Origin of the sequence: Facklamia miroungae (assembly GCF_012396555.1) — a bacterium.
GTDB lineage: Bacteria > Bacillota > Bacilli > Lactobacillales > Aerococcaceae > Facklamia > Facklamia miroungae.
Map to the genome: position 1 here is coordinate 88,813 of NZ_JAAXPS010000005.1, position 21,724 is coordinate 110,536.

General features: G+C 30.2%; 18 protein-coding genes and 1 riboswitch. Of the genes, 15 read left to right on the forward strand and 3 right to left on the reverse strand.

Annotation, left to right across the window (positions count from 1 at the left end; genetic code table 11):
• Positions 1-3 precede the first annotated feature (3 nt).
• The 4 genes from HF969_RS06580 to HF969_RS06595 all read left to right on the forward strand — a co-directional run bounded on the left by HF969_RS06580 (position 4) and on the right by HF969_RS06595 (position 3,097).
• On the forward strand, positions 4-444 hold the full coding sequence (locus HF969_RS06580) for a recombinase family protein (RefSeq protein ID WP_090289986.1): 441 nt from the start codon (positions 4-6) through the stop codon (positions 442-444).
• Positions 445-462: 18 nt separating this feature from the next.
• On the forward strand, positions 463-1,926 hold the full coding sequence (locus HF969_RS06585; RefSeq protein WP_090289987.1) for a HEPN domain-containing protein: 1,464 nt from the start codon (positions 463-465) through the stop codon (positions 1,924-1,926).
• A 179-nt stretch (positions 1,927-2,105) separates the two neighbouring features.
• Positions 2,106-2,267, forward strand: coding sequence for a hypothetical protein (locus HF969_RS06590; protein WP_168427176.1), 162 nt, complete (start codon positions 2,106-2,108; stop codon positions 2,265-2,267).
• 389 nt (positions 2,268-2,656) lie between these two features.
• A riboswitch (SAM riboswitch) is annotated at positions 2,657-2,755 on the reverse strand.
• Between the two features lie 105 nt (positions 2,756-2,860).
• Positions 2,861-3,097 (forward strand): hypothetical protein, encoded by a 237-nt coding sequence (locus tag HF969_RS06595; RefSeq protein WP_090289988.1) that lies wholly within the window; start codon positions 2,861-2,863, stop codon positions 3,095-3,097.
• Between the two features lie 771 nt (positions 3,098-3,868).
• Here the strand turns inward: HF969_RS06595 and HF969_RS06600 are convergent.
• Positions 3,869-4,723: a helix-turn-helix domain-containing protein gene (locus HF969_RS06600; RefSeq protein WP_090289989.1), complete on the reverse strand. Its 855-nt coding sequence runs from the start codon at positions 4,721-4,723 to the stop codon at positions 3,869-3,871.
• A gap of 300 nt (positions 4,724-5,023) precedes the next feature.
• Here HF969_RS06600 and HF969_RS06605 point away from each other — a divergent pair, with 300 nt between their 5' ends.
• The 6 genes from HF969_RS06605 to HF969_RS06630 all read left to right on the forward strand — a co-directional run bounded on the left by HF969_RS06605 (position 5,024) and on the right by HF969_RS06630 (position 11,881).
• Entirely contained in the window at positions 5,024-6,859 is a 1,836-nt protein-coding gene (locus HF969_RS06605) for a hypothetical protein (RefSeq protein WP_090289990.1), read from the forward strand.
• On the forward strand, positions 6,859-7,338 hold the full coding sequence (locus HF969_RS06610) for a hypothetical protein (RefSeq protein ID WP_090289991.1): 480 nt from the start codon (positions 6,859-6,861) through the stop codon (positions 7,336-7,338). Before HF969_RS06605 ends, HF969_RS06610 begins: the two co-directional genes overlap by 1 nt.
• 208 nt (positions 7,339-7,546) lie before the next feature.
• The gene (locus HF969_RS06615; RefSeq protein ID WP_245694843.1) at positions 7,547-8,455 is read left to right on the forward strand and encodes a hypothetical protein; all 909 of its coding nucleotides are present in this window, start codon (positions 7,547-7,549) and stop codon (positions 8,453-8,455) included.
• A 3-nt stretch (positions 8,456-8,458) separates the two neighbouring features.
• Entirely contained in the window at positions 8,459-9,382 is a 924-nt protein-coding gene (locus HF969_RS06620) for a hypothetical protein (protein ID WP_090289992.1), read from the forward strand.
• The gene (locus tag HF969_RS06625) at positions 9,369-10,595 is read left to right on the forward strand and encodes an MFS transporter (RefSeq protein ID WP_090289993.1); all 1,227 of its coding nucleotides are present in this window, start codon (positions 9,369-9,371) and stop codon (positions 10,593-10,595) included. Before HF969_RS06620 ends, HF969_RS06625 begins: the two co-directional genes overlap by 14 nt.
• 374 nt (positions 10,596-10,969) lie before the next feature.
• Positions 10,970-11,881, forward strand: coding sequence for a carotenoid biosynthesis protein (locus tag HF969_RS06630; protein WP_090289994.1), 912 nt, complete (start codon positions 10,970-10,972; stop codon positions 11,879-11,881).
• Positions 11,882-12,218: 337 nt separating this feature from the next.
• Here the strand turns inward: HF969_RS06630 and HF969_RS06635 are convergent, their stop codons facing one another.
• Positions 12,219-13,058: an alpha/beta hydrolase gene (locus tag HF969_RS06635; RefSeq protein WP_210727901.1), complete on the reverse strand. Its 840-nt coding sequence runs from the start codon at positions 13,056-13,058 to the stop codon at positions 12,219-12,221.
• Positions 13,059-14,050: 992 nt separating this feature from the next.
• Between HF969_RS06635 and HF969_RS06640 the strand changes: the two genes are divergently transcribed.
• From HF969_RS06640 to HF969_RS06650, 3 genes are all read left to right on the forward strand, one after another.
• Entirely contained in the window at positions 14,051-14,356 is a 306-nt protein-coding gene (locus HF969_RS06640; protein WP_143406558.1) for a hypothetical protein, read from the forward strand.
• A 71-nt stretch (positions 14,357-14,427) separates the two neighbouring features.
• Complete coding sequence (locus HF969_RS06645; protein ID WP_090289996.1) at positions 14,428-15,069, forward strand: TetR/AcrR family transcriptional regulator; 642 nt, start codon at positions 14,428-14,430, stop codon at positions 15,067-15,069.
• Positions 15,070-15,151: 82 nt separating this feature from the next.
• Positions 15,152-16,408 carry an MFS transporter gene (locus HF969_RS06650; protein ID WP_090289997.1) on the forward strand — a complete coding sequence of 419 codons (1,257 nt, stop codon included), beginning with the start codon at positions 15,152-15,154 and terminating at the stop codon, positions 16,406-16,408.
• Positions 16,409-17,118: 710 nt separating this feature from the next.
• Here HF969_RS06650 and HF969_RS09755 read toward each other — a convergent pair.
• On the reverse strand, positions 17,119-17,487 hold the full coding sequence (locus HF969_RS09755; RefSeq protein ID WP_210727902.1) for a hypothetical protein: 369 nt from the start codon (positions 17,485-17,487) through the stop codon (positions 17,119-17,121).
• Between the two features lie 505 nt (positions 17,488-17,992).
• On the opposite strand from HF969_RS09755, the gene HF969_RS06660 reads away from it, so the two are divergent.
• Complete coding sequence (locus HF969_RS06660) at positions 17,993-18,904, forward strand: EamA family transporter (protein WP_090289998.1); 912 nt, start codon at positions 17,993-17,995, stop codon at positions 18,902-18,904.
• Between the two features lie 549 nt (positions 18,905-19,453).
• Positions 19,454-21,556, forward strand: a complete 2,103-nt coding sequence (locus HF969_RS06665) for a catalase (protein WP_090289999.1) — start codon at positions 19,454-19,456, stop codon at positions 21,554-21,556.
• Positions 21,557-21,724: the final 168 nt, after the last annotated feature.

The window sequence follows — 21,724 nt, forward strand, 5'->3', positions numbered from 1 at the left end:
GCCATGAATGGTACTTCTAGACTTTATCATCGCAAGTGTTATGGCTATGATCATGACAAAGAAGGTTATTTAGTGATTAATGAGAAAAAAGCCACAGTAGTTCGTCAGATTTTTGATTGGGTTCTGGAAGGAAATAGCATTGTGGATCTTAGAAAACAACTTGAACAACATAAAATAGCCTCACTACGAGGTAAAGCTAAGTGGTCGAAACGAGCTTTGAAAACTATGTTAAATAATGAGAAGTATATTGGGCATGCCCATTTATTTAAAGATAATGATAATGATGATGATGGTAGTTATCTATCGAGAGATAAACATCCAGCAATTATTTCGGAGAATACGTTTGAAATGGTACAAGAGGAGAAGCAGAGACGGAGTAATTTGGTAAGATTTGATGGTGGTAAAAAGAAGAGAAAGAATCACAAGTACTCTTCAACAAAATAATTTAAAGAAAGGAAAACAATGAATCAAACATATAGATTAGATAAAGATTTTGAAATAATTGGAACATGGATATTACCTGGAGAAAACTTTTCAAAAGGAACAACAGGAAAACTTGCTTTTTATAATGGACGCCTGAAGTTGGAAGTTTACGGTAATTTGAATCGAAATGAAGACAATCGAGGAATAGTTTATATTGATGATAAATTGGGTTATGAAGAAAATATCTTTGGTTTTTCTCAAGATGGATTTACAATATTACTTAATATAAATCATCAAATAAAATATAGACAGAACTCTCCTGGCTTTGATTATTCTGAATATTTAGTTGGAAAGTGTTTATTAATGAAAGTGAATTATGCTCATTTTGAGTATACTCTAGAGTCATTATTGCAATATATAATTGATATAGGAATTAATAATATTGAGTGTACCTCCCTTCAGTTTAGTTTTAAAGGTATAAATAATTGGATGGATAGTACTGTTATTCGTAAAAAAACAAAAGAAAAAGGAATATCTATATTTTATGACTTTGAAGGGTTTGAAAATGACGTGTTTGAGCTTCCAAAGTATAATATACAATTTACAAATTCTGTAATTTGTCAAACTACAAATAATTCAATTTATGAAGAATATTTTTGGAAACTAAATGCTATTGATGATCTGAAATATACTTTAGATAAATATTTACATTACATGCACTCCTTCAAAGATTTAGTTCATTTATTTGTAGAATCACCGACTGAGTATACTTTTGTAGATATTGATATTGCATTTGAAGGAAAGTATAGAAATTCAATAAAATCTTATTATATTTATGAGCAATACAAAGCAGAAAAAGATCCAAATATTACTATTACATATAATGAAATTAAAGATAAGTTTTCGATTATGCTAGAAAATTGGTTCGAAAAAAATAATAGACTAAATTTAATTATTGATAATTATTTAAATGATATTAATACAAATTATTTTAGTGACTCAAAACTCTTGAATTCAATTAAAAACTTAGAGATATACCATAGAAATTTTATTGATATATCTGATTCATTATCACCGAATGAAAAACTAGAAGAACAAAAAAAGCTACTTAAAAGTTTTGTAGTAGAACACTTAGATCGCGAGTTTCAGGATAGATTTATCAGTAATATTGATTATAGTCCAGAGACTAGTTTAAGTAAGCGATTGACAGAACTATTCAACAAGTTAAACGAAAATATGAAAGAAAAATTTTTCAAGGAGAAGAATAAAAATATAAAGCAATCAATAAAAAGTGTAGTGTATTCTTTAGTGCAAACAAGAAATTATTTGACTCATGGAGATTATAAATCAAAGGATAAGAAAATAATCAGTGACACAGAGGATCAATTAAATATAACATCGATTTTAAATCAAATCATAAAGTACTATATATTTTATGAGTTAGACATTTTAGATGATCATGTAATTGATAATCTTATTAAACAAAGAAAAGTTTACGGATAATATCAATGATGAAATTATTTCATAAAGATTATTAATCAATGTTTTATTTATGGAGTAACGAAAATATAACTTATTTAAAAATTAAGCTATTAGGAGGAATAGATGAATTAAGCTAAAATTACAGAGAAAAATATTTATGATGTAATGGCTTTGAAACTAAAAATTGCCAAGAAACTTTCGTGAGAAATCCACTTTTTTCTTTAGCTGAGAGTTATTACTATCAAGATGACGATACTTTGTTCTCATTCGCTTTAGAAGAAGAGGATAAAGTTGTCGGCTTTTTTTCTCTAATTACTGATATCGAAGAAAAGACCGTTTATATTTGGCGAATTGTTATTTGAGATCAATTTCAGTCCAAAGAATATGGAAGAAAAGCTCTAAGAAGCATTGAAGATTATGTTCATAGCCTTGAGAGATACGAAAAAAATGTATCGGATTATGTGGTAGGTACTGCAGCTATGAAGCACCTATTAGAAACAGAAGGTTACATTGAGACTGGAAAGCAAAACAATTGGATTGAAACCATAATGACTAAAAATTTCTAATTATGTCCTTTAATATTACCACTCTGACTTCTCCCAAATCTCAAATGAATCATAATGCCTAATTCTCTAATTCCCTTAATAAATTCTTTAAAACTTACATTTTTATCTGGTAACATCTCGACCACTCCTCGTTATTTACTCAATTAAAAAGCACAACAGAATCGTCGTTTCAATAACTTGAGTTAGACTCATTTGTCTCTTTCGAGTTGGATTTAGCACCTTGCCATGTGGTAGGTTGCTGCAACTTCATTGGGCCAATTCCCTCTTCTTGCTCTGGATAAGTTGTGATTTTTAATTTTAAGCTAATGATATGATGAATTAACGAAAAAACATCAAAGTTTTGCTTTCGGTTAAATGAGTAATATTAACAATTAACTACAAATAGAAAGATGAGAATTATTCAGTCTGTTTGTGAAGATTTAGCTTCTAAAGGTGAACTAACACAGGAATTTGTTTTCAATCAATTAAATAAATATTTGTGGACAGCAACAGTAACAAAAGATGAAGATAATTTACTCAGTAGAACTAAAATGCCAAATGATTGGGATAATATAAATCCTTTATCTAGATATGAAGCTGCCAATATTACACTCATAAAACATGATAAGTCATACTTACTTAATTAAGACATCGGCCTAAAAACCTTTTTATAGAACGATTATATTCTCAATCTTTCTCGTAGCAAAATATCTTGCAGCCAATTATTGATGAGCCACTTCAAGGGGGAGTTTCCACTTTTGTAAACAAAATGGCTTTAGTAGATTTTGCTATTGTTTTTGAGAAAATTATTAGAACATTTGAAACAAAGTGATAAGAAAATTGATAACATTCGATTGGGTCGATAATTGAAGAAGGAGAAAGTTCATTATCTACAGAATTCAGAAATGCAATGATTTACTATAGTTTAATATATAAAGTAAGCCATCGATAAACTAAAGTATATTTATGAGAATAAGACACTTTTTGGACTGGTTTAAAGTTGTTTCTTAGGTGAAGTTTTTCAAAGTTATTATAAAAAGCTGTGTACTTACTCCGAAAAACTTGAAAAGTACATTGGAACAAATTTTAAAATTGATTATTCGAAAGTAAATTATCATTGGGAATAATAGTAAAATAGCATGCTTAACATAAATTTTGCATACTTACATTGCTCACGACACATGTGGAGATATTAGGACTGCTGTTGAGAGAAGGTTAAAACCCCACGGTTTCAGAGTTTAGAAAAAGGCTTGGTTATAATCCTTTTGTCATTTTCGAGGATAGAATCAGTCCTAGTGTCTGAAGTGAGGTGGTTGGAATAATAGCAGAATTATCAAAAATTTATTTCTAAAAACATATGAGTGTTAAAAACTAAAAAATTCGAGGTGTATGTGTGAATATATGTACGCTTCTTTTTGTTAACCACTTTTTTCTATGTTTTTGGAGTAGTGATTTAAATATTGTTCATAAATGGCATTTTCTCCAAGTATTTCAAATACTTGGAGTGCTTGTTGCATTTTAGATTTTCCAGCATCAACATCATGATGAAATTCAAAATATCCTTGTGCGTAGAGAAATACAGTTTGTTCATAATAACTTAGTTCATTTTCTAATAATTGTGATATTTTTTTTATTAAATATTTACAATTTTCAAATTGTTTAATGTCAATACTTGATATTAAACAATTAATTGAGAGCTGTGTAACTAACTTTTTATTAGTTTTATTTAGAGAAGAGTAGATATAATTTTTTAGCATTTCTTTTGTAAGTAAGAAAAATGATTCATATTTTATTGTTCTGACACAATTTCCTAAGAGAATAATTTCATAATATCCCCATTTTTCTACTTTAAAAAGAAAGTCTGTTAATTGAAGGATTTCTTCTTCAGTTGGAGCGACATCATTATCTAGTGTATGTATGATAGATTTTATCATTGTTTTTTCAAATGAATTTAAATTGTAATTTGAGGAATCAGAAAGTAAAGTTGAAATATTTTGGATATTTTGTAAAGAATACTCTTTTCTAATATACTGCATCAAGTTAGCAAACGATTCAGTTTTGGTGTAATCGTTATCATGTATAATGAGAAATTCATCCATAGATATATGTAATTTGTCCAAAATATTAATCAATCGTATGCAAGATATCTCTGATTCGCCTCTTTCAAATCGAGAAATCTGTGATTTTGATAAATTATTATCAGCAATAGAACACAAACTGATTTGTTTGCCTTTACGAATTTTTCTAAGTGTTATACCAAGTTTTGATTTCATAATTTTTCCCATTTTCCCAACAAAAATTTAAACGAATTTTATATATTATACAATAAATAAAAATCAAAAGGAGAAATAATATGAAAAAAAATTTAAAATTTATACTAATGTTTCTATTGGTGATGGATATTATCGTCATTGTTGGAGGATAGAAAATTTAGGTGTACACCTAAGACTTTAGACATTCTAAAGTCTTAAGAAAAATAAGGATGTCATCTTGATAAAAAATAATACCTTATTTATCCTTTAAGACATTTGGATGTAATAGTCTATCACTATGCGTGCTTTTGGAGGTTCGATGTGGAAAATCTAAAATTATTTAAAATATATAGTAATTTTGAAGAATACATAGACAGTTTTAATAATATTCGACTAAATTTTACAGAAAAAGTTCCCATTTTTGTTGATGAGGAAAGAAAAGACTTGCTTGATAGTATAAAACGATTTAGTAATGAAGATTTTGAAAGGATTCCAATTTTTAAATGTGAGGCTGGTATTATCCTATCAGAGGAACTGGAATTTTATAAAAACAGTGATCTATTTTGTATTCAATGGTTATATACTGTAGGCGAGAAAAAATTTTTGAACAATTTAGTTTTAATAGGATTATATAAAGATTTTTCACAAGATAAGGCGTTAAAAATTTTAGAGTATTGCAAACAGAATAACATAGAAGTTTATTTATTAACTGGAAGAGATTTATCTTCCTTATCCTGGATGATAGGAAAACAGTTCTTTACTCTAAAAAATAGTGAGTTACGGAAAGCAATATTTTCACATAAAAAAATGAATGAATTTAAAGAAAAAGACTTTGATTGGGAGTTTTTTGATATAAGAAGACTTGAAAGAGAAGACATAAAAGGAGTCTTAACAAAAAAACATTGGTCCGAACTTGTATTTCATGGGCATGGGAAAGAGGATCATCTAAATTTAGCAGATTTTACTTTACATGGGTTTAATAAAGCTCTTCCTCAAAAGGAGAAGTTTGCACCATCTTGGGGACATGTAGGACAGTCATTTTTTAAAGATGAAAAAAAAGCTATAAGAATTAGCTCTATAAATGTTGAAAAAATTTTTTTATTATCTTGTAGTAATTTCCCATTTTATGATTCTAGATTATATGATTCGAGGTTTAATTTGACACTGGATGCTATTGATGGAATGTCAAGGAATGTTGTAGCTTCTATCGGGGTACAATCGATTGATAACCCAGAATTATATGAAATTCTTGTTGAATCTGATTCTACAAATATTGGAAGAAAACTTCACAATAAATTAGAAGATGTACAACCCTTTGTTTCGATTATCAATATTGGCATTCCAAATAATTCAAAAATCTTCAAGGCAGCTGAAAAATATAATAAGACTGCTCGATTAACTAAAATAAGTGGAATGGTGTTATCTAGACTTTCAGTATTTGCTTCATCAGGTCTTCTAAGTGGAGATCATAGTATTAGAAAATTATCAAATAATATACTGTCAGATTATATGCAAATGACACGAAGAGGTACATATGGTACAACAGAAAAAAAATACCTAGATTTTGAACAAAACTTGATAAATAGAGTAAATCCTATTTCTAAAAAAATGGCTGAGATGATGATACAAAATCAAAGTGATGAACTTTTTGAGTTTGATAGGTACAATATTTTTCGCTCAATAGTGGATAAAAATAGTATAGTTTCCAAAAAATGTTGCTGTGGCAGTTCAGGTGTAGAATGTTGCTATATCCCCGAAACTGAAAATTTATTCACCATAAAAACTTTTTATTGTTATAGGTGCGGTGATAAATCCACTTCAATGATTGGTATGCCAGAAGTAGAGTTTACCTGTGATAATTATGACCAAGAAAGATTAAAAATAAAATATAAAATTGTCATTACTCCTCAAAATAAAGGCGATGTTTATTTAGGTATACAATTACCTACATATGTGGAGAACTCTTCAAATCTATCAGCTGAATTAAAACGAATTCGCTTTAAAACTATTTCAACTAAAGTAATTGAAGGAGAGGTTAGTTTTGAAGAAGATACGCTCCTTCAAAGTTACTATCTTAAACTATTTATTGTCCAAAATGGAGGAATCGCTATTAGCAGATGTTTCTTCAATTTAGTAAATGATTGTGAGGAAAAATAATGGAAATTTTCTTAGGAACACCAATTACAGGAATTATTAATACGAACTTAGCTAATCCTTTAGAAACGGAAACAAAATCTAGAATTAAAGAAATGCTATCTGACTTAAGAGCATATGGTCACAATGTATTCTGTGCTCTTGAAGAAGAAGAGTTTGGAAGGAAAGTTGCAGACTCTATGGAATGTACATTGAGAGATTATTCATTATTGAAGCAAAGTAATGTGTATATTACTTTTCCAAATAATAGTTATGGATGTGCTGTCGAACTTGGATGGGCATCGGCACATTCAATCCCTATTGTTTTGGGGATAAACAGTAGAATCGGTTCAAAAACACCTTTGTATGAAGGTTTGCATACAACGGGTTCTCCAGTACATGTTATATACTATGATTCTGATAATGAATTTCCAAATAAGTTAGAATGGTCAGAAATCTTAAAGTATATAGAAAAAAATATTTTTATAGGACAAATATCATGAAAATTATAGCTATAACTACAAATTTTGGTTTTGGTCCATCGTCAAAACTATACTCATTATTTCGGAACTATTAAAGCAAGAATATAAAGATATTACATTTTGTGGAAAAGGTGAATCTCTAAAATTTTTTAAGAATAATTTTAGGGATAAATTAGCTTACATAGATTGTGATACTGATAAAATAGATGTTCAAAAATTTTCAGAAGTAGTGAATATTGAAAATTATGACCTTCTGATTAACGTTATGAATTTAGATGTCCCTAAACTGCAGAAACATGCGGATTTAAAAATAAAAAGTATTTTTGTAGATAGTTTAAGTTGGATGTGGGAGGATTTACTGAATGGGATTGATGGATATGAAATTTATTTTGCACAAAATAAATTTATTGATCAAGCAAAATTACTAAAATATCAAAATGTTCAAATGATAAATCCAATCATCAATACCGAAGGTTATAGAAAAAATAAAAATTGTAATAAAAATAAAATCCTAATAAATTTTGCTGGTATAATTACTCCATATGAAAATGATTTATTTTATAGAGAATATTTACAATTCTATTTAAAATTATTCTTAGAAATCCCCAATATTAACCAATATAAAATTATTTGTGCATGTAATACATTACAGGAAACCTGGATTAAAGAAAATAATAATTTTGACTGCACCATAACATTCAAAGTAATGACACATAAAGAATTTTTATCAGAGGCTTGTGAATCTAGTAAAATATTTTCAACACCAGGACTAACATTTTATCTCGAGAGTATGGAATTAGGTTTAAGACCATATTATCTGTTACCGTCCAATTACTCTCAAGCTTTATTGCTTGAAAAATATAGTGATAATTCTGATGATTGTATTAAACTTTCTAGCTATGGTTATGAATTGTCAACGGATAAATTGCTTCAAGAAAGTAGAGGGGTAGCTTTGGTTAGACAAGCTTTTTCTGAAATTTGTGAAAATTATTCAGAGAAAATCTTAAATGATATTTCACTTTATATCGATACGGATACTAGTGCTAAATTTAAAGAAGATTGCCCTTTAAAAAAGGAGAGCGGAGAACAAGAAGTTGTTAGAATTATGTATAAAAAAGGTTTGCTGAATGGTGGGTAATTTATGTCTAAAAATAAAGATAATGATTTTTCTAATATATTAATAAAAAAGATGTATAAAAAAGATTTAACTCAAATTATTTCATTAAATAATTTGGATTATGATGTTAGTGCTAGAAGAAAATTAATTGTTTTTGATGAAACTATTAAGACCTCTCAAAAGACGGCTTTAGTTGTTGGAGGAGGATGTATTGATCGTTGTGATGCGAGTATTGAGAATCTAGCAATAAATTTTTATTTTGATATACTTATGCCAATCAATGAAGCTATTGTAAAAAATTTAAATTGTGCAATATATGTTGACACACCTATTGAATCATGTACAAATAATTATGAAAAAGAAAGGTGGCAAGAGTTTATTATACGTTTGGAAGTCTTTTTTACTCAATTAGCAAAACGTATAGGAATAGAAATAAAAATAATTAGAAGAGATTTATCCTATAAAATGATTGATAAAATATTAGAAAACCATAATTTTAGTGATAATGAACTAAAAGGTTTGTATGATTTAGTACCTAGTTCAAAGAATATTGTTTTTAGACCAGAACTCTTACTTCATTTTCGAAGGTCAATTATTTCGTATTTACCAGAATTTATTTCGCAATATTTTGAAGAGAATTTTGAAGAAATTATTGTTTGTGAAGAATTAAGTCAATGTAAAGCTATTGGTAAAGCTTGGAATATTAATAGTAATATATATCCTAAGATTTATATAGATATGCCTTCACTCAGTTGCAGAAACCGAATGCATAGAAGTAATAATGGAAAAATTGGTATTTTTGAAAAGAATTGGAAACGAGCGGTCGATCCGTTATTTCAAGAATTTGTAAACAGAATAGAGTTAGAAGGTGTTTTTAAATCACTAAATGTTGATAATTTTTGGTCAGCAAAAGATGAGTTAGAAGGAATATGGTATGGAAAACAATAAAATTTCATCGGAATTCAAATACTATCTTTATATAGTTTTTAAAAACTTACGTTTTACCAGAATAATAAATGTGATATTTATTGTTCAATTTTTAAAGTTATCTTTAGTTCAATTTGCTTTTTTTCAATCAATCTTTCTCTTTTCGCAACTTATTTCAGAAGTTCCTTCTGGAATTCTGGGAGATGTTTTCAATAAGAAAAAAGTAGTTTTACTAGGCTTGATTATGCTAACTATTTCTCCTGTATTAACAATTTCATCGGCAGTAGTGGCAACGAAAGATTATATATATCATATTTTGATGGCTACATTTGTATTAGAGGGAGTTGGGAATGCTTTTTTAAGCGGAGCAGATGATGCACTTTTTTTTGAAGCATTAAGGAGCGAAGGTAAGCAAGAAAACTATGGAAAAATACGGGGGAAGCTACAGTTAATCTGTGCTTTAACTTTAGGAGGAGCAACATTTCTAGGAGGTGGACTATATAGTATTAAATTCTACTTGCCATATTTGGTACAATCTTTTACTTTATTATGTTCAATAATAATAATAATGGTTACTCCTGATAATCAGTCACTTACTGTAGAAAATCATCTTCAAAAAGATAACCAAAAGTTTAAGGAACTATTTTCGGTTTTTCATAGAATGATAAAATCCAGCAGAATTCTGTTTATGTTTATTTTTACTACTGTTACAGTTTCTGCAATAAATGTAGTCTTTACTTTCTTGCCAAATTATTTTTCAACAATAGGTTTTTCAAATTCTACTAATGGTGCTATTTTTATGGCTTTCAGCGTAATAGGTGGTATAGTAGCCACTCAAGCATATAAAATATCAAAAATTCGTATATCTAACTTAATGCAAATAATTTCTATGATTTTAATGGTTTCGATTGTATTCCATATTTTACCTCATAATACTGCATTTATTATTAGTCTATTACTGCTATATATTATTATTGATATTATAGATCCTATTGTTATGGAAATGCTTCATTTGTGGGTTGATGATGAATCTAGAGCAACTATAATTTCAGGGTTATCATTTTCGATTAGTCTTGTTACAATGCTCATGAATCCTATTATTGGTGTAGGAGTTCAAATGTTTAAAATGAAAACAACTATTTTATTGATTTCAATTTTTATAATTTTGATGGTACTTATCTCATATATATTAATAGAAAAAACAAAAAAGAAAAAACAATATAAAAACAGTTAATTATGTATTTTTAGGTGACTCAAGATCTATGAAAAATCTTAAAGATAATTCAGTTGATTTGATAATAACTTCTCCGCCGTCTTTCAATTTGGTTAATTACAATCACAATAAGCAAATTGGGCTGACGGAAACGTATAAAAACTATATTAAAAGCTTAAATCTTGTTTGGGAGAGATGTAGTCAAATTATGTTCTCATAGATCATTTCCAGAACAAATTGTAGTGTAGATAATTTCACTCCATTGATAGGTTTACAAGAGTGCTAATGATTTTATTTTGCTATCAATATGATATAATTAAGATATTGTTAAAAGTACGCACTTTTTAATAGTTAAATCTTTGGATAGATAATATTCGTTAAATGGGGTGTAGAAATTGAAAAAGAAGTTTAGCAATATCAGTAAAATATCTGCGTTAGTAGTTATGATTATATCAGTAGTTTTTACTTTTTCAGCGTATGCCGTTTCGGGTGATCAATCAAAAGCGAGTGCGTCACTTATGATGGATCCGGACACCATGGCCAAGGTAGTGGCTCCGATGGCGGTAGTGACCTTAGCCATGGTGGCGTGGCATGCAGCTAAAATGCTCGGATGGAAGCCGGCACTGAGAATGGTTGGGTCTGGCCTAGCAATAGCCTACGTATTGGAAGAGATAGGTGTGCATACCGGTATTATTTTCGGTAGATACTACTTCAATCCAATCATGGGTCCTAAACTAGACGTAATTCCGATTGCGGTCTTTTGTGGTTGGGTCACTCTTACTTACATAGCATGGGTCGTCACAAACCTTCTTATTGATGGTTCCCCAACGCCCACTCGACATTCGACTCCTCTGATTATTTTAAGAGCGGTAGTCGGAGCACTGGTGGTAGCAACGTTCGACTTAAACTATGACCCGATTGCTGTGGAAAACGGATGGTGGGTATGGTTGGACGGAGGCTCGTACTTCGGTGTCCCTATCCATAACTATGTCGGGTGGTTCTTCGTTGCATTCGTGACCTATCTGGCTCACGGCTATCAGTTGCGCCGTCTACAAGCGCCATCATTGGATTCAGCTTCAGTGGGTGTTCGCAAGTTGAGCATCGCTCCTCTTGTGTTGTACGGCTTATCAGGTATTGCTTTTATGTTTATGAACTTTGCGGGGCAGTTGGGTTTAATCTCCTTTTACGCTTTCGGGATCCCATTTATTGTAGCGACCTGGAAATGGATTGAATGGTACAAGCGTACGTCTAAAGTTCCTACATCCGAAACGACTAAAAGTAGCTTGGGCGACGATTTAAATAGTTAAAACGCTGGAGCTCCCTAATCTCCAATTCGCAGCAAATATATTCTGAATTGCGATAAAAAAACCAGAATGAAAAAATGATATGGTATTCAACTCTAAAAATTAACATCTTTTCTATTTATCGAAGACAAAAGGCTCTGTAGTCAGTTATTTATAGTAGTGAAAGCCAGTTTTATTAATTGAAGAGAAACGACAAAAACACTGGCGTCAAAAAGAGAAACTGAGCCAAAAAATCAAAATAAGAAGATAAAAAAAGAAAAAACCAGCGTCTTGAGACGCTGGTTGATAAAAGAGCATAGAGCTCTGAACAAACACCCGATTTTCGAGTGTTTATTTTTAATTAAATACGATTTTCAATCCAAGAAATAGCATCTTGAATGACTTCGTCCTTCATGTATTCATTAAATATTTCATGGAATAGTTTTCCGTAGATTTTTACTTGTTTATCTTCACTTTCAATCTCCTTAAAGAATTTAAGTGAATCTTCATAGGAAACTAATCCATCTTTTTCTCCGTGTAAAATTAAAATAGGATCAACAAAGTCAGTAGGATGTTTCTCTAACCAATCAAGTCCTTTAGCAAGTTGTTGAGCTAATCCAATTGAATAAGATTTTTCATTTAAAGGATCATTTTGATAATCTTCCCTTACTTCTTCGACAGAGCAAACGCCCTCACCTAGTTCATTTGGTATTCGAGTACTTGGATCTAAGTCAGTTAGTGCAGATTTGACTGAGTTATTAAGATCTCTTGTTAAAGCACCAGAAGAAACGATACCGTTTACTTTTTGAGGATATTTTGTACCAAAAGAAGTAACTCCGAATCCACCCATACTATGTCCAATTAAGAAAATAGGAAGGTCTGGATTTTCTTTTTTAGCTAATTCTAGAACATGGTTAATGTCATCAATTAAATCATTGTAATCGTTGAAGTGAGTTCTTTCTCCTTCTGATTTACCATGACCACGATGGTCAAAACGATAAACTCCAAAGTTTGCCTCATTTAGTTTTTTAGCAACATAGTCATAGCGTCCTGAATGTTCAGCTAAACCATGAACTATAACTACCACAGCCTTCATGTCCTCAATTAAAGATTTAGAAGCGAATAATTTTGTTCCATCAAAAGATTCTAAGGTCCAAATTTTTCCATTGTAAAGATCCTTTCTCATTGCATATTTATTCATACGTCATCTATATTTTACAATTATTATGGTGTATAGTCAATTAATGGACGTTAATATTATAATAAACTAAGAAATTAAGAATTTTTTTATAAGACTATTAGAATTTTATTAAAGAAACAATTAATTAACTATTTTGAAAATTTGATGCAATATATTAATCTAGTTTTGTAAGAGAGTTTCTTTAAATAAAATATCCTGGTTTATTTGAAGATGAAAATGAAGGTGTATTTTTAGAAAAGATGTTTTGCATATCATTTGAAATAGAACTAGGAGATGCGATTCAGGATTTAATAAATAAACTTACAAATACTTTTAAATTAAAATGTATATATTAATATGGAATGATTGATACAAATAAAAATATTAAAGTTGATCATTATTATGAACAAGGTAATATTAATTTTTTTAGAAGCTGATGATCTTATTTTGATAAAGAAGTTTAGAATGAGATATAAAGCATATAGATGATATCGGAAATTCTTAATAAATAGATTGAATAACTTTTGAACTAGTTTTAAATAGTAATATTATTTACATATTTATAAAAAAATGAGAGATTTTACTATATAACTTATATTAAGAAGCAATAAATCTTTTCTGTGAAAAATATAATTGTGAAGTTAGCTAATAATTAGCGTCTAGTTTTTTATGCTTTTTCGGATTTTGTATTATTTTTATTAATTTTGTTGCTCATTTAGTTTTAAATGTAGATAAAATACTAATTTTACAACCTTGACTTCCCCATTGACAATCTGCTTTATACTAATTCTAATAATATTCATTATTCAATATAGCATGGTAAAAAATATGAAGAGCTTTTAAAGATTAGAGGTCTAGTTTAAGTAAAGAATTATCTCAATTATTAAGGATATTGTATAAGTGTTACTTCGTAAAATATTTATAGTTTAAAAGAATTATTCTAGGTATCGCTTTCTGTCTAGCATTGACAGATATTCCACAGAATTTAAAGCCAAGCGATTTTGTTGAGCTCTTTGGAAAAAAGAACTCCTATCGATGATGATAGTGAGGAGAATAATATTAGAACAATATCCAAAAATATTAAAACAAAAGAAGAATTGAAACGTCAAGAGGAAAATAATTTTCATTTGGAGCTATCAATAAGCTTTCAGAATGAAAATAAATTAAAGTCTAAAGAAAAGAAAGAATTTAGAAAAAAGTTGAGATTCAAATTTGAGGTTGGTATGGTCTTAAGGTTCTATCAGCTTACTTTACTACAAATAGTAAAATTGATAATAACTAACAATATTTCTTTAGAAAGTAAGAAGTTTTTAAAATAATATTGATAAAAGTATTTAATGTTGATATAATAACTTTACAGACCGATGGTCTGTAAAGTTAGGAGGATTCAATGGCTAGGAATAAATTTCCGGAAGAAACAATAAAGCAAATTTTAGATGTAGCAAGTGAATTATTCTTAGAAAAAGGATATGACAATACATCTCTGCAAGACATAATAGATAAAACTCACCTATCAAAAGGAGCAATTTACCATCATTTTAAGTCTAAAGAAGATATATTCGAATCAATTTGTGATAGATTAGGTGAAGAAAATGCAGAAATGCTTGCTAAGATTAGAAATGATCAAAACTTGAATGGAATTGAAAAATTACAGAAGCTATTTAAAACTGCTTTAGATAGTATGAACCATGAGATTGCTTTGACCTTGTCTCCAAATTTACTAGATAATCCAAGATTTTTGGCAATGGAGATTAAACAAATATATGAAATTGTGGCTCCACAATTTATAGAACCAATTCTTGAAGAGGGCATTAGCGATAGGTCGATAGAAGTCGAGTATCCAGCTGAAACAGCAGAAGCCATTATGATACTAAGCAATATTTGGCTAAATCCACTAGCTAGAAATACAAAGGCCGACAATACAGAAAACAGATTTATAGTTTTTAATAATCTATTAACTGGTATAGGTATAAAATTGATGGACGATGAATTAATGGATAAATTTATAAGTACATCATTAAATAAAAAGTAAAAACCCCATAATAAAGCTGCTCATATGAGCAGTATTTTTAGAGTATATACATACCGACTGTCGGTATGTTAAGGAGGAAATTATGAAAGAAAAGAAAAAGAATATTTTTAAGAAAGATTTTACATTAGTGGTTATAGGACAGATAATTTCTTTATTTGGTAATGCAATTTTAAGGTTTGCATTGCCTTTATATTTATTGAGAGAAACAGGATCAGCTACCATTTTTGGAGTTGTAACAGCTATTTCTTTTATACCAATGGTAATTTTGTCATTAATCGGAGGAATCCTTGCTGATCGATTAAATAAAAGAAATATAATGGTAATTTTAGATTTCACTACGGCCGCACTTATGATTGTGCTTTATATTACATTTGAAAGGATTTCTATTGTTCCGTTATTTATTACAATGCTAATGCTTCTATACGGAATATCTGGTACTTATCAACCATCAGTACAGGCAAGCCTACCTTTATTAGTTGATAAAGAATATTTAGTTACGGGTAATGCTATTATAAATCAAGTGAACACATTAGCGAATTTATTAGGACCGGTTATTGGAGGAATTTTATTTGGATTTAATGGTCTTAAGTCGATATTATTAATAAGTATTCTTTGCTTTACATTTTCTGCTGTAATTGAGATTTTCGTAGAAATTCCCTTTGTGAAAAGGAAAAGTGATAAGAGAATGCTATCTATTGCAAAAGACGATTTAATAGAAAGTTATAAATTTGTAAAGTTTAAAAAGCCGATATTTTTCTCAATTGGATTTATAGTTTCAGTTTTTAATTTTGTATTAACGGCAGTTATGATTGTTGGAATTCCGATAATCATTGTTCAAATATTAAAAATGAGTGATTTAGAATTAGGGATATCACAAGGTATTTTAGCACTTGGGGGATTATTCGGAGGTATATTAGCAGCAACTGTCCATAAAAAATTAAAATTGGAAAATATATATAAATTATTAATTATATGTGGGTTATGCGTGGGTGTGATGGGAACAGCACTACTAATAAGTATTAATACATACGTAACATATCTTATAATTACAATTATGTGTTTTTGTTCAATGAGTGCTGCTACACTTTTTACGATACAAATATTTGCAATGGTACAGGCACAAACTCCTAGTGAACTAATAGGAAAGATAATGGCAACATTAATAGGGGTTGCTTTGTCAGCACAGCCACTTGGACAAGCTATTTACGGAGTATTATTTGATAGATTCGCAGGTAATAGTTGGTTAGTTCTTTTTGGGTCATCGATAATCTCAATTATAGTTGCTATATATTCAAAGAGAGTTTTCAGGAATATTTCAGTAACTGAAAATGTTTTATAATACTATTTGAGAAACTTAGGACGGAAAAAATATTTATTATTGGTAAATTAAAAAAGTTTAAAACAGTATCCATTTATCGAAACGATATACAATAGGACTTTTTCGACAAAGTGTAGAAGTCCTTCTTTTTTTATTATCAGAAAGCTAAATAGAGAACATATGAAGTGATATGTTCTTCCCTTAAGTGCACTGCGAATATAGCGAACTACCTCAGGAGGAACATACCACTTTGAATTATCCTGTTAAAAGTAAAAAGAGTGTAGTTCAGCAATGAAGTGCATTCTTTATTTTTAACTAAACTATTTATAATAGGAATATAAAATTTTGTAAAATATTATTAGAATAGTAATCTTTTATTCAAGAATATAGTTATAATCCAGGTATGAAGTGGTGCATCTATGTACTGTTAAATTCGAATATACAATTTTAAGAGATAGGAGAGCTGGATTGTATATAATCATCTGTGAAGTATAAAAACCACCGGGGATTAAATGTCCTCGGTTGTTTCTTTAATTATTATTTATCCTTTAGGAATCACGGTCATTCGCAAACGATTTATATTATTTCAAATAAATCTTAAAAATTAAATGTTAGATAGATCATCAATGTCAAGAAGAATAATAAGGTTTCAATATTCACAAAAATGGTAGTTGGCTTTATTTTTTCAAATAGTGTGACTCTTTTTACTAGACTAGCATCTAAAATGATTATCAGATAATAAAAGATGCTAATCCAAATAAGAACATTAAACCTGCCATTAAAACTTCTCCGTTATTGAAAAAGGTTATTCCTAAAAAAACAGCCCAGATACATTTAAATACATTTACTAAGCCTTCATAGGGATGAGATAATGTCGCCATCATATAATTTATATAGCTATCTTTTATAGCCCCATCTTCATTATGCTGGGATATATACGCTAGATGACCGGTTTGCAGAACCATTCCAGCTACTAGCAGAATCAAATAAACAAAACCAAACACAGCTCCTACTAATAATAAATCTGATTCTAGTAATCGGTAGAGGACAATTGGTAGTGGAAGCCACATAGCATACATGAGTGCTAGTAATAAATGCAAAAAAGTATACTCATTATTTTTTGTGATTTTCTGGAAGGTTAAAAGTATGAGTAAAAATATTAAAATGCCTAACCACCCTAGAACCATTGTTGAATATACCATTATATCCTCGGTATTTAAATTGTCTTATATCAAATGATGTCTGTATCACTTAATTTTGCTTGTGAAAGTTCTTATGTTGAATAATCTTCCTTAATTATACCTATAAATTAAAAGATATAACAACTAATTAAAGATCAGATTTGAATAGTTAACTCATTAATCAAAACCTTACCTTTTTAATTGATTGAAGACTAGATAGGATTAAAATTTTAATGAATAGCTATATCGTACAAAGTTTAGCGTAAGGATGAATAGAATCGAAACGAGTCGTTCCAAACAGTCAAGATCGTATAATAAAAAATTAAATGTATGATAAAATTAATAATTAACAAAGGATATTATAACAACTATTAAAATACCTACACTAATAGAATTAGAAAGAAAATAAGGAAGAGGTTAGTTTATGTTTTATTTATTTTTAGCAACCGTTTGTAGCGCTACGATTGCTTTAGTTTTTAAATATGCGAATAATGTTAATGCCAACCGCTATTTAGTAACTAGTGCCAATTATTTTACTGCATTTATAATTAGTCTTTTTATGATTTGGTCTAAAGATTTACTAATAGGTATAGAAAAGACAAAAGGTTTTTTAACTGAGTTCAGCTACCTTTTAACTCAAGAGACTTACACTTTTTCAGCCTATGCGAGTCTTATATGGGCTATAATTGTTGGCTCGATAGCTGGTCTCTTTTTCTTTTCATCCTTTATTTACTATCAAAAAAGCATCAGAGAGAATGGAGTGTCTATCTCAGGCACCTTTTCCAAACTGGGAATTCTAATTCCAATGCTCTTTTCTATTCTTATTTGGAAAGAGTTTCCCACAATCGTTCAGTGGATTGGGATTGTTTTATCAATTTTATCCATTTTAATAGTCAATTTATCCTCCAATTCACTCGACAAATTAGATATCAAACCTTCTATCATTCTTCTCTTCCTATTGAATGGTATGGCAGAGTTTTCGAATAAGATCTATCAAAACTATGGCTTAATGGAATATAAAGAGGTATTTTTACTCTTTGTCTTTCTGATCGCATTTCTAATGAGCCTCTTTTTTATTATCAGAGAAAAAGTTCTATTTAATCGTAAAGATATACTCATTGGCTTTGCCGTAGGTCTACCCAATCTTTTTTCTTCTTATTTTTTAATCCAGTCCCTAGAAACGGTAAAAACGTCAGTGGCCTTTCCGATCTTTAGTGTGGGAAGTATCGTTTTTATCAACTTAGGAGGGTACTTTATATTTAAGGAAAAGATAGCTAGAAAGAATCAATTGGCCATCGGATTGATAATAATAGCTTTAGTCTTAATGAACATCTAAAATGAGTGGTAGAAACTTACCTTCTGGCTTAACAATTTAAATGATTTCTATATACTGACTGTTCATTGTTTGCCAATTAATAGAATGTACATCTGCACCTTTATCTTAAGGTGTGGTCTATTTGTATAATTAGTGGGTGGTGTCTTAAATACAAATGGAGTGCATAAATATTGACTCTTTGAAGAGAATAGAAGATTATAAATTTAAAAGAAACATTTTTTCGTTTTGTTAAAATTTTTAAGCAGAGAGAAGAATGTGTCAATACTGTTAATCTTATCAAATTAGTTAGTTAGATTATCTTGAAACGATCAATAAAGGTAGGTGGTTGATTGAGCTGTTATTAGTGAGTAGTCAAGTTTTGTTTTATTGTTTGTTTTAATTTAAAAACGTTAAAAGGGAAATGGACAAGTTAGACATCATCTATTTTAATTATTCCTAAATAAAAATAGGTAAATAAGAACCTTTCCCTCGAGACATGGTAAAAATTTAGAATAGTTAATGCAAAATATGAATATAAAATGAAGCAAATAAATCATGAGGTGAACCCTAATGACTGATATAAACAAAAATAAAACCAATGAATCGAATGAAAAAATAGAGGATTTAAAGAAGTATTATACTAATGACGCAGACAGTCAGTTAACGACCAATAAAGGCGTTAAAATGTCGAACGATAATTTCACCTTAAAGGCTGGGCAACGTGGTCCGTCTTTAATGCAAGACTTTCACTATTTTGAAAAGATGCAACACTTCTCAAGAGAAAGAATTCCGGAAAGAGTGGTACATGCTAGAGGGACAGGAGCACATGGTACTTTTACCGTTACAAAAAATGCCAGAGAATACTCTGCCGCTGATTTTTTAAGTGAAGAGGGCAAGAAAACCCCTATTTTCATTCGCTTTTCTACCGTTCAAGGTTTTAGAGGGTCAGCAGATACTGTCAGAGATAATCATGGTTTTGCGGTTAAGTTTTATACCCAGGATGGCAATTTTGATTTACCAGGTGTGACTCATCCGGTATTTTTCATTAATGATGCAATCAAGTTTCCTGATTTGATCCATTCAGTAAAGCCAGAACCCAAAGATGAGGTTCCTCAAGGCCAATCAGCTCACGATTCTTTTTGGGATTTTATAGCCAATAATCCAGAGACACTACATAATGTTTGCTGGACCATGTCTGACCGGGCCATTCCTAGATCTTATCGTATGATGGAAGGCTTCCCCATTCACACCTATAAACTGGTGAATGAAAAGCGTGAAGTTTTCTTCTGTAGATTCCACTTTAAACCAGACCTTGGTGTTCATTCATTAGTATGGGAAGAGGCACAGAAAATTCAAGGCATGGATCCCGATTTCCACAGAAAAGATTTAATGGAAGCAATCGACAAGGGAGATTTCCCGACTTGGACATTTGGAGCACAGATCATCAAAGAAGAAGAAGAATTTATGTTTGATTTCGATATTCTAGATGCAACAAAACTATGGCCAGAAGAAATAGTTCCGGTGACAGAATTTGGTAAGATTGAGTTAAATAAAAATGTCGAGAACTTCTTTGCCGAAACGGAACAGTCAGCATTCAATCCTGCGAACTTGGTGAGAGGCATTGAGACTTCCGATGACCCACTGTTACAGGGAAGACTTTTTGCCTATAATGATGCCCATCACCATCGCTTGGGTTCGGCAAACTTTGAAGACCTTCCTATTAATAGACCAATTCCAGAAGTTCATAACAACCAAAGAGACGGCTTTATGCAATACAAAATTAATACAACGCCGACTAACTATGGAAATAACTCACGTTTGGATAATGCGCCGAAAGTTACCCCGTGGGAAGAGGGCGGTTATGAGACAACAACACAAAACGTTGAAGGTATGAAGACTAGATCTAGAATTCTTGCTTTTAAAGATTTCTATACGCAACCAAGACTATTCTTAAATTCTTTAACTGAGGTTGAAAGACAGCACTGTATGAATGGCTTCTCTTTTGAACTTACCAAGGTAAAATCAGAAGAAGTTAGACAGCAAGTTGTCAACCAACTTGGAAGAGTAGATAGGGACTTTGCGCAAGGAGTTGCTGATCATCTAAATCTCAAGGTGAAAGTAGATGAAGGAGCTAAATTCCCAGCAGATGAAGACGGAAATATTGAATCAAAAGATTTCAATTATGGAGGAAAATCAGTCGAAAAATCGCCAGCTCTTTCGCAAGAAAAGACAGTTAAGAAACCTGACACTTTAAAACTTGCTGTTTTAATCGCTAGTGGTGCTAACCAAGTTGAAGTGGGGAAAGTCATCAAGGCTTTAGAAGATCAAGGAATTTATATAACTATTATCTCTGAAAAGCTTGGCTATATGGATCTTGATAAAGAAAGAAAAATAATGGAGGCTTTCAACACTGCTGATATGGTTTTATTTGATGCCTTATATTTAGCAGGAATGAATCACCTTAAGCAGGACTTCAAAGCAGATGTTCAACAATTCTTGGATGATGCCTTCACTCACTTCAAACCAATTTTAGTAGGTTCGGACTCTGAAGATTTTGTGGCAGAAGAACGATTAAATGAGCCTGGACTTTTCAAAGTTACTGATTCGAACGAAACCGATTTGTTAGAGGGTATTACGATGATGCGGTTCTGGGACCGAGATAAAAACAAATAGAATACAAGTCTCTTATTGAGAAATATAATTTTTTGTTAAATTTTCTTGAGTTGTTTCACTAATAAAACAATAAAAAGATACTGCTGAATTTATAGTACTTTCAATTACAATAAGGCCTCTTCTGGTGATCACCAGAAGAGGCCTTATTGTTTTAAACTAAATTAATAT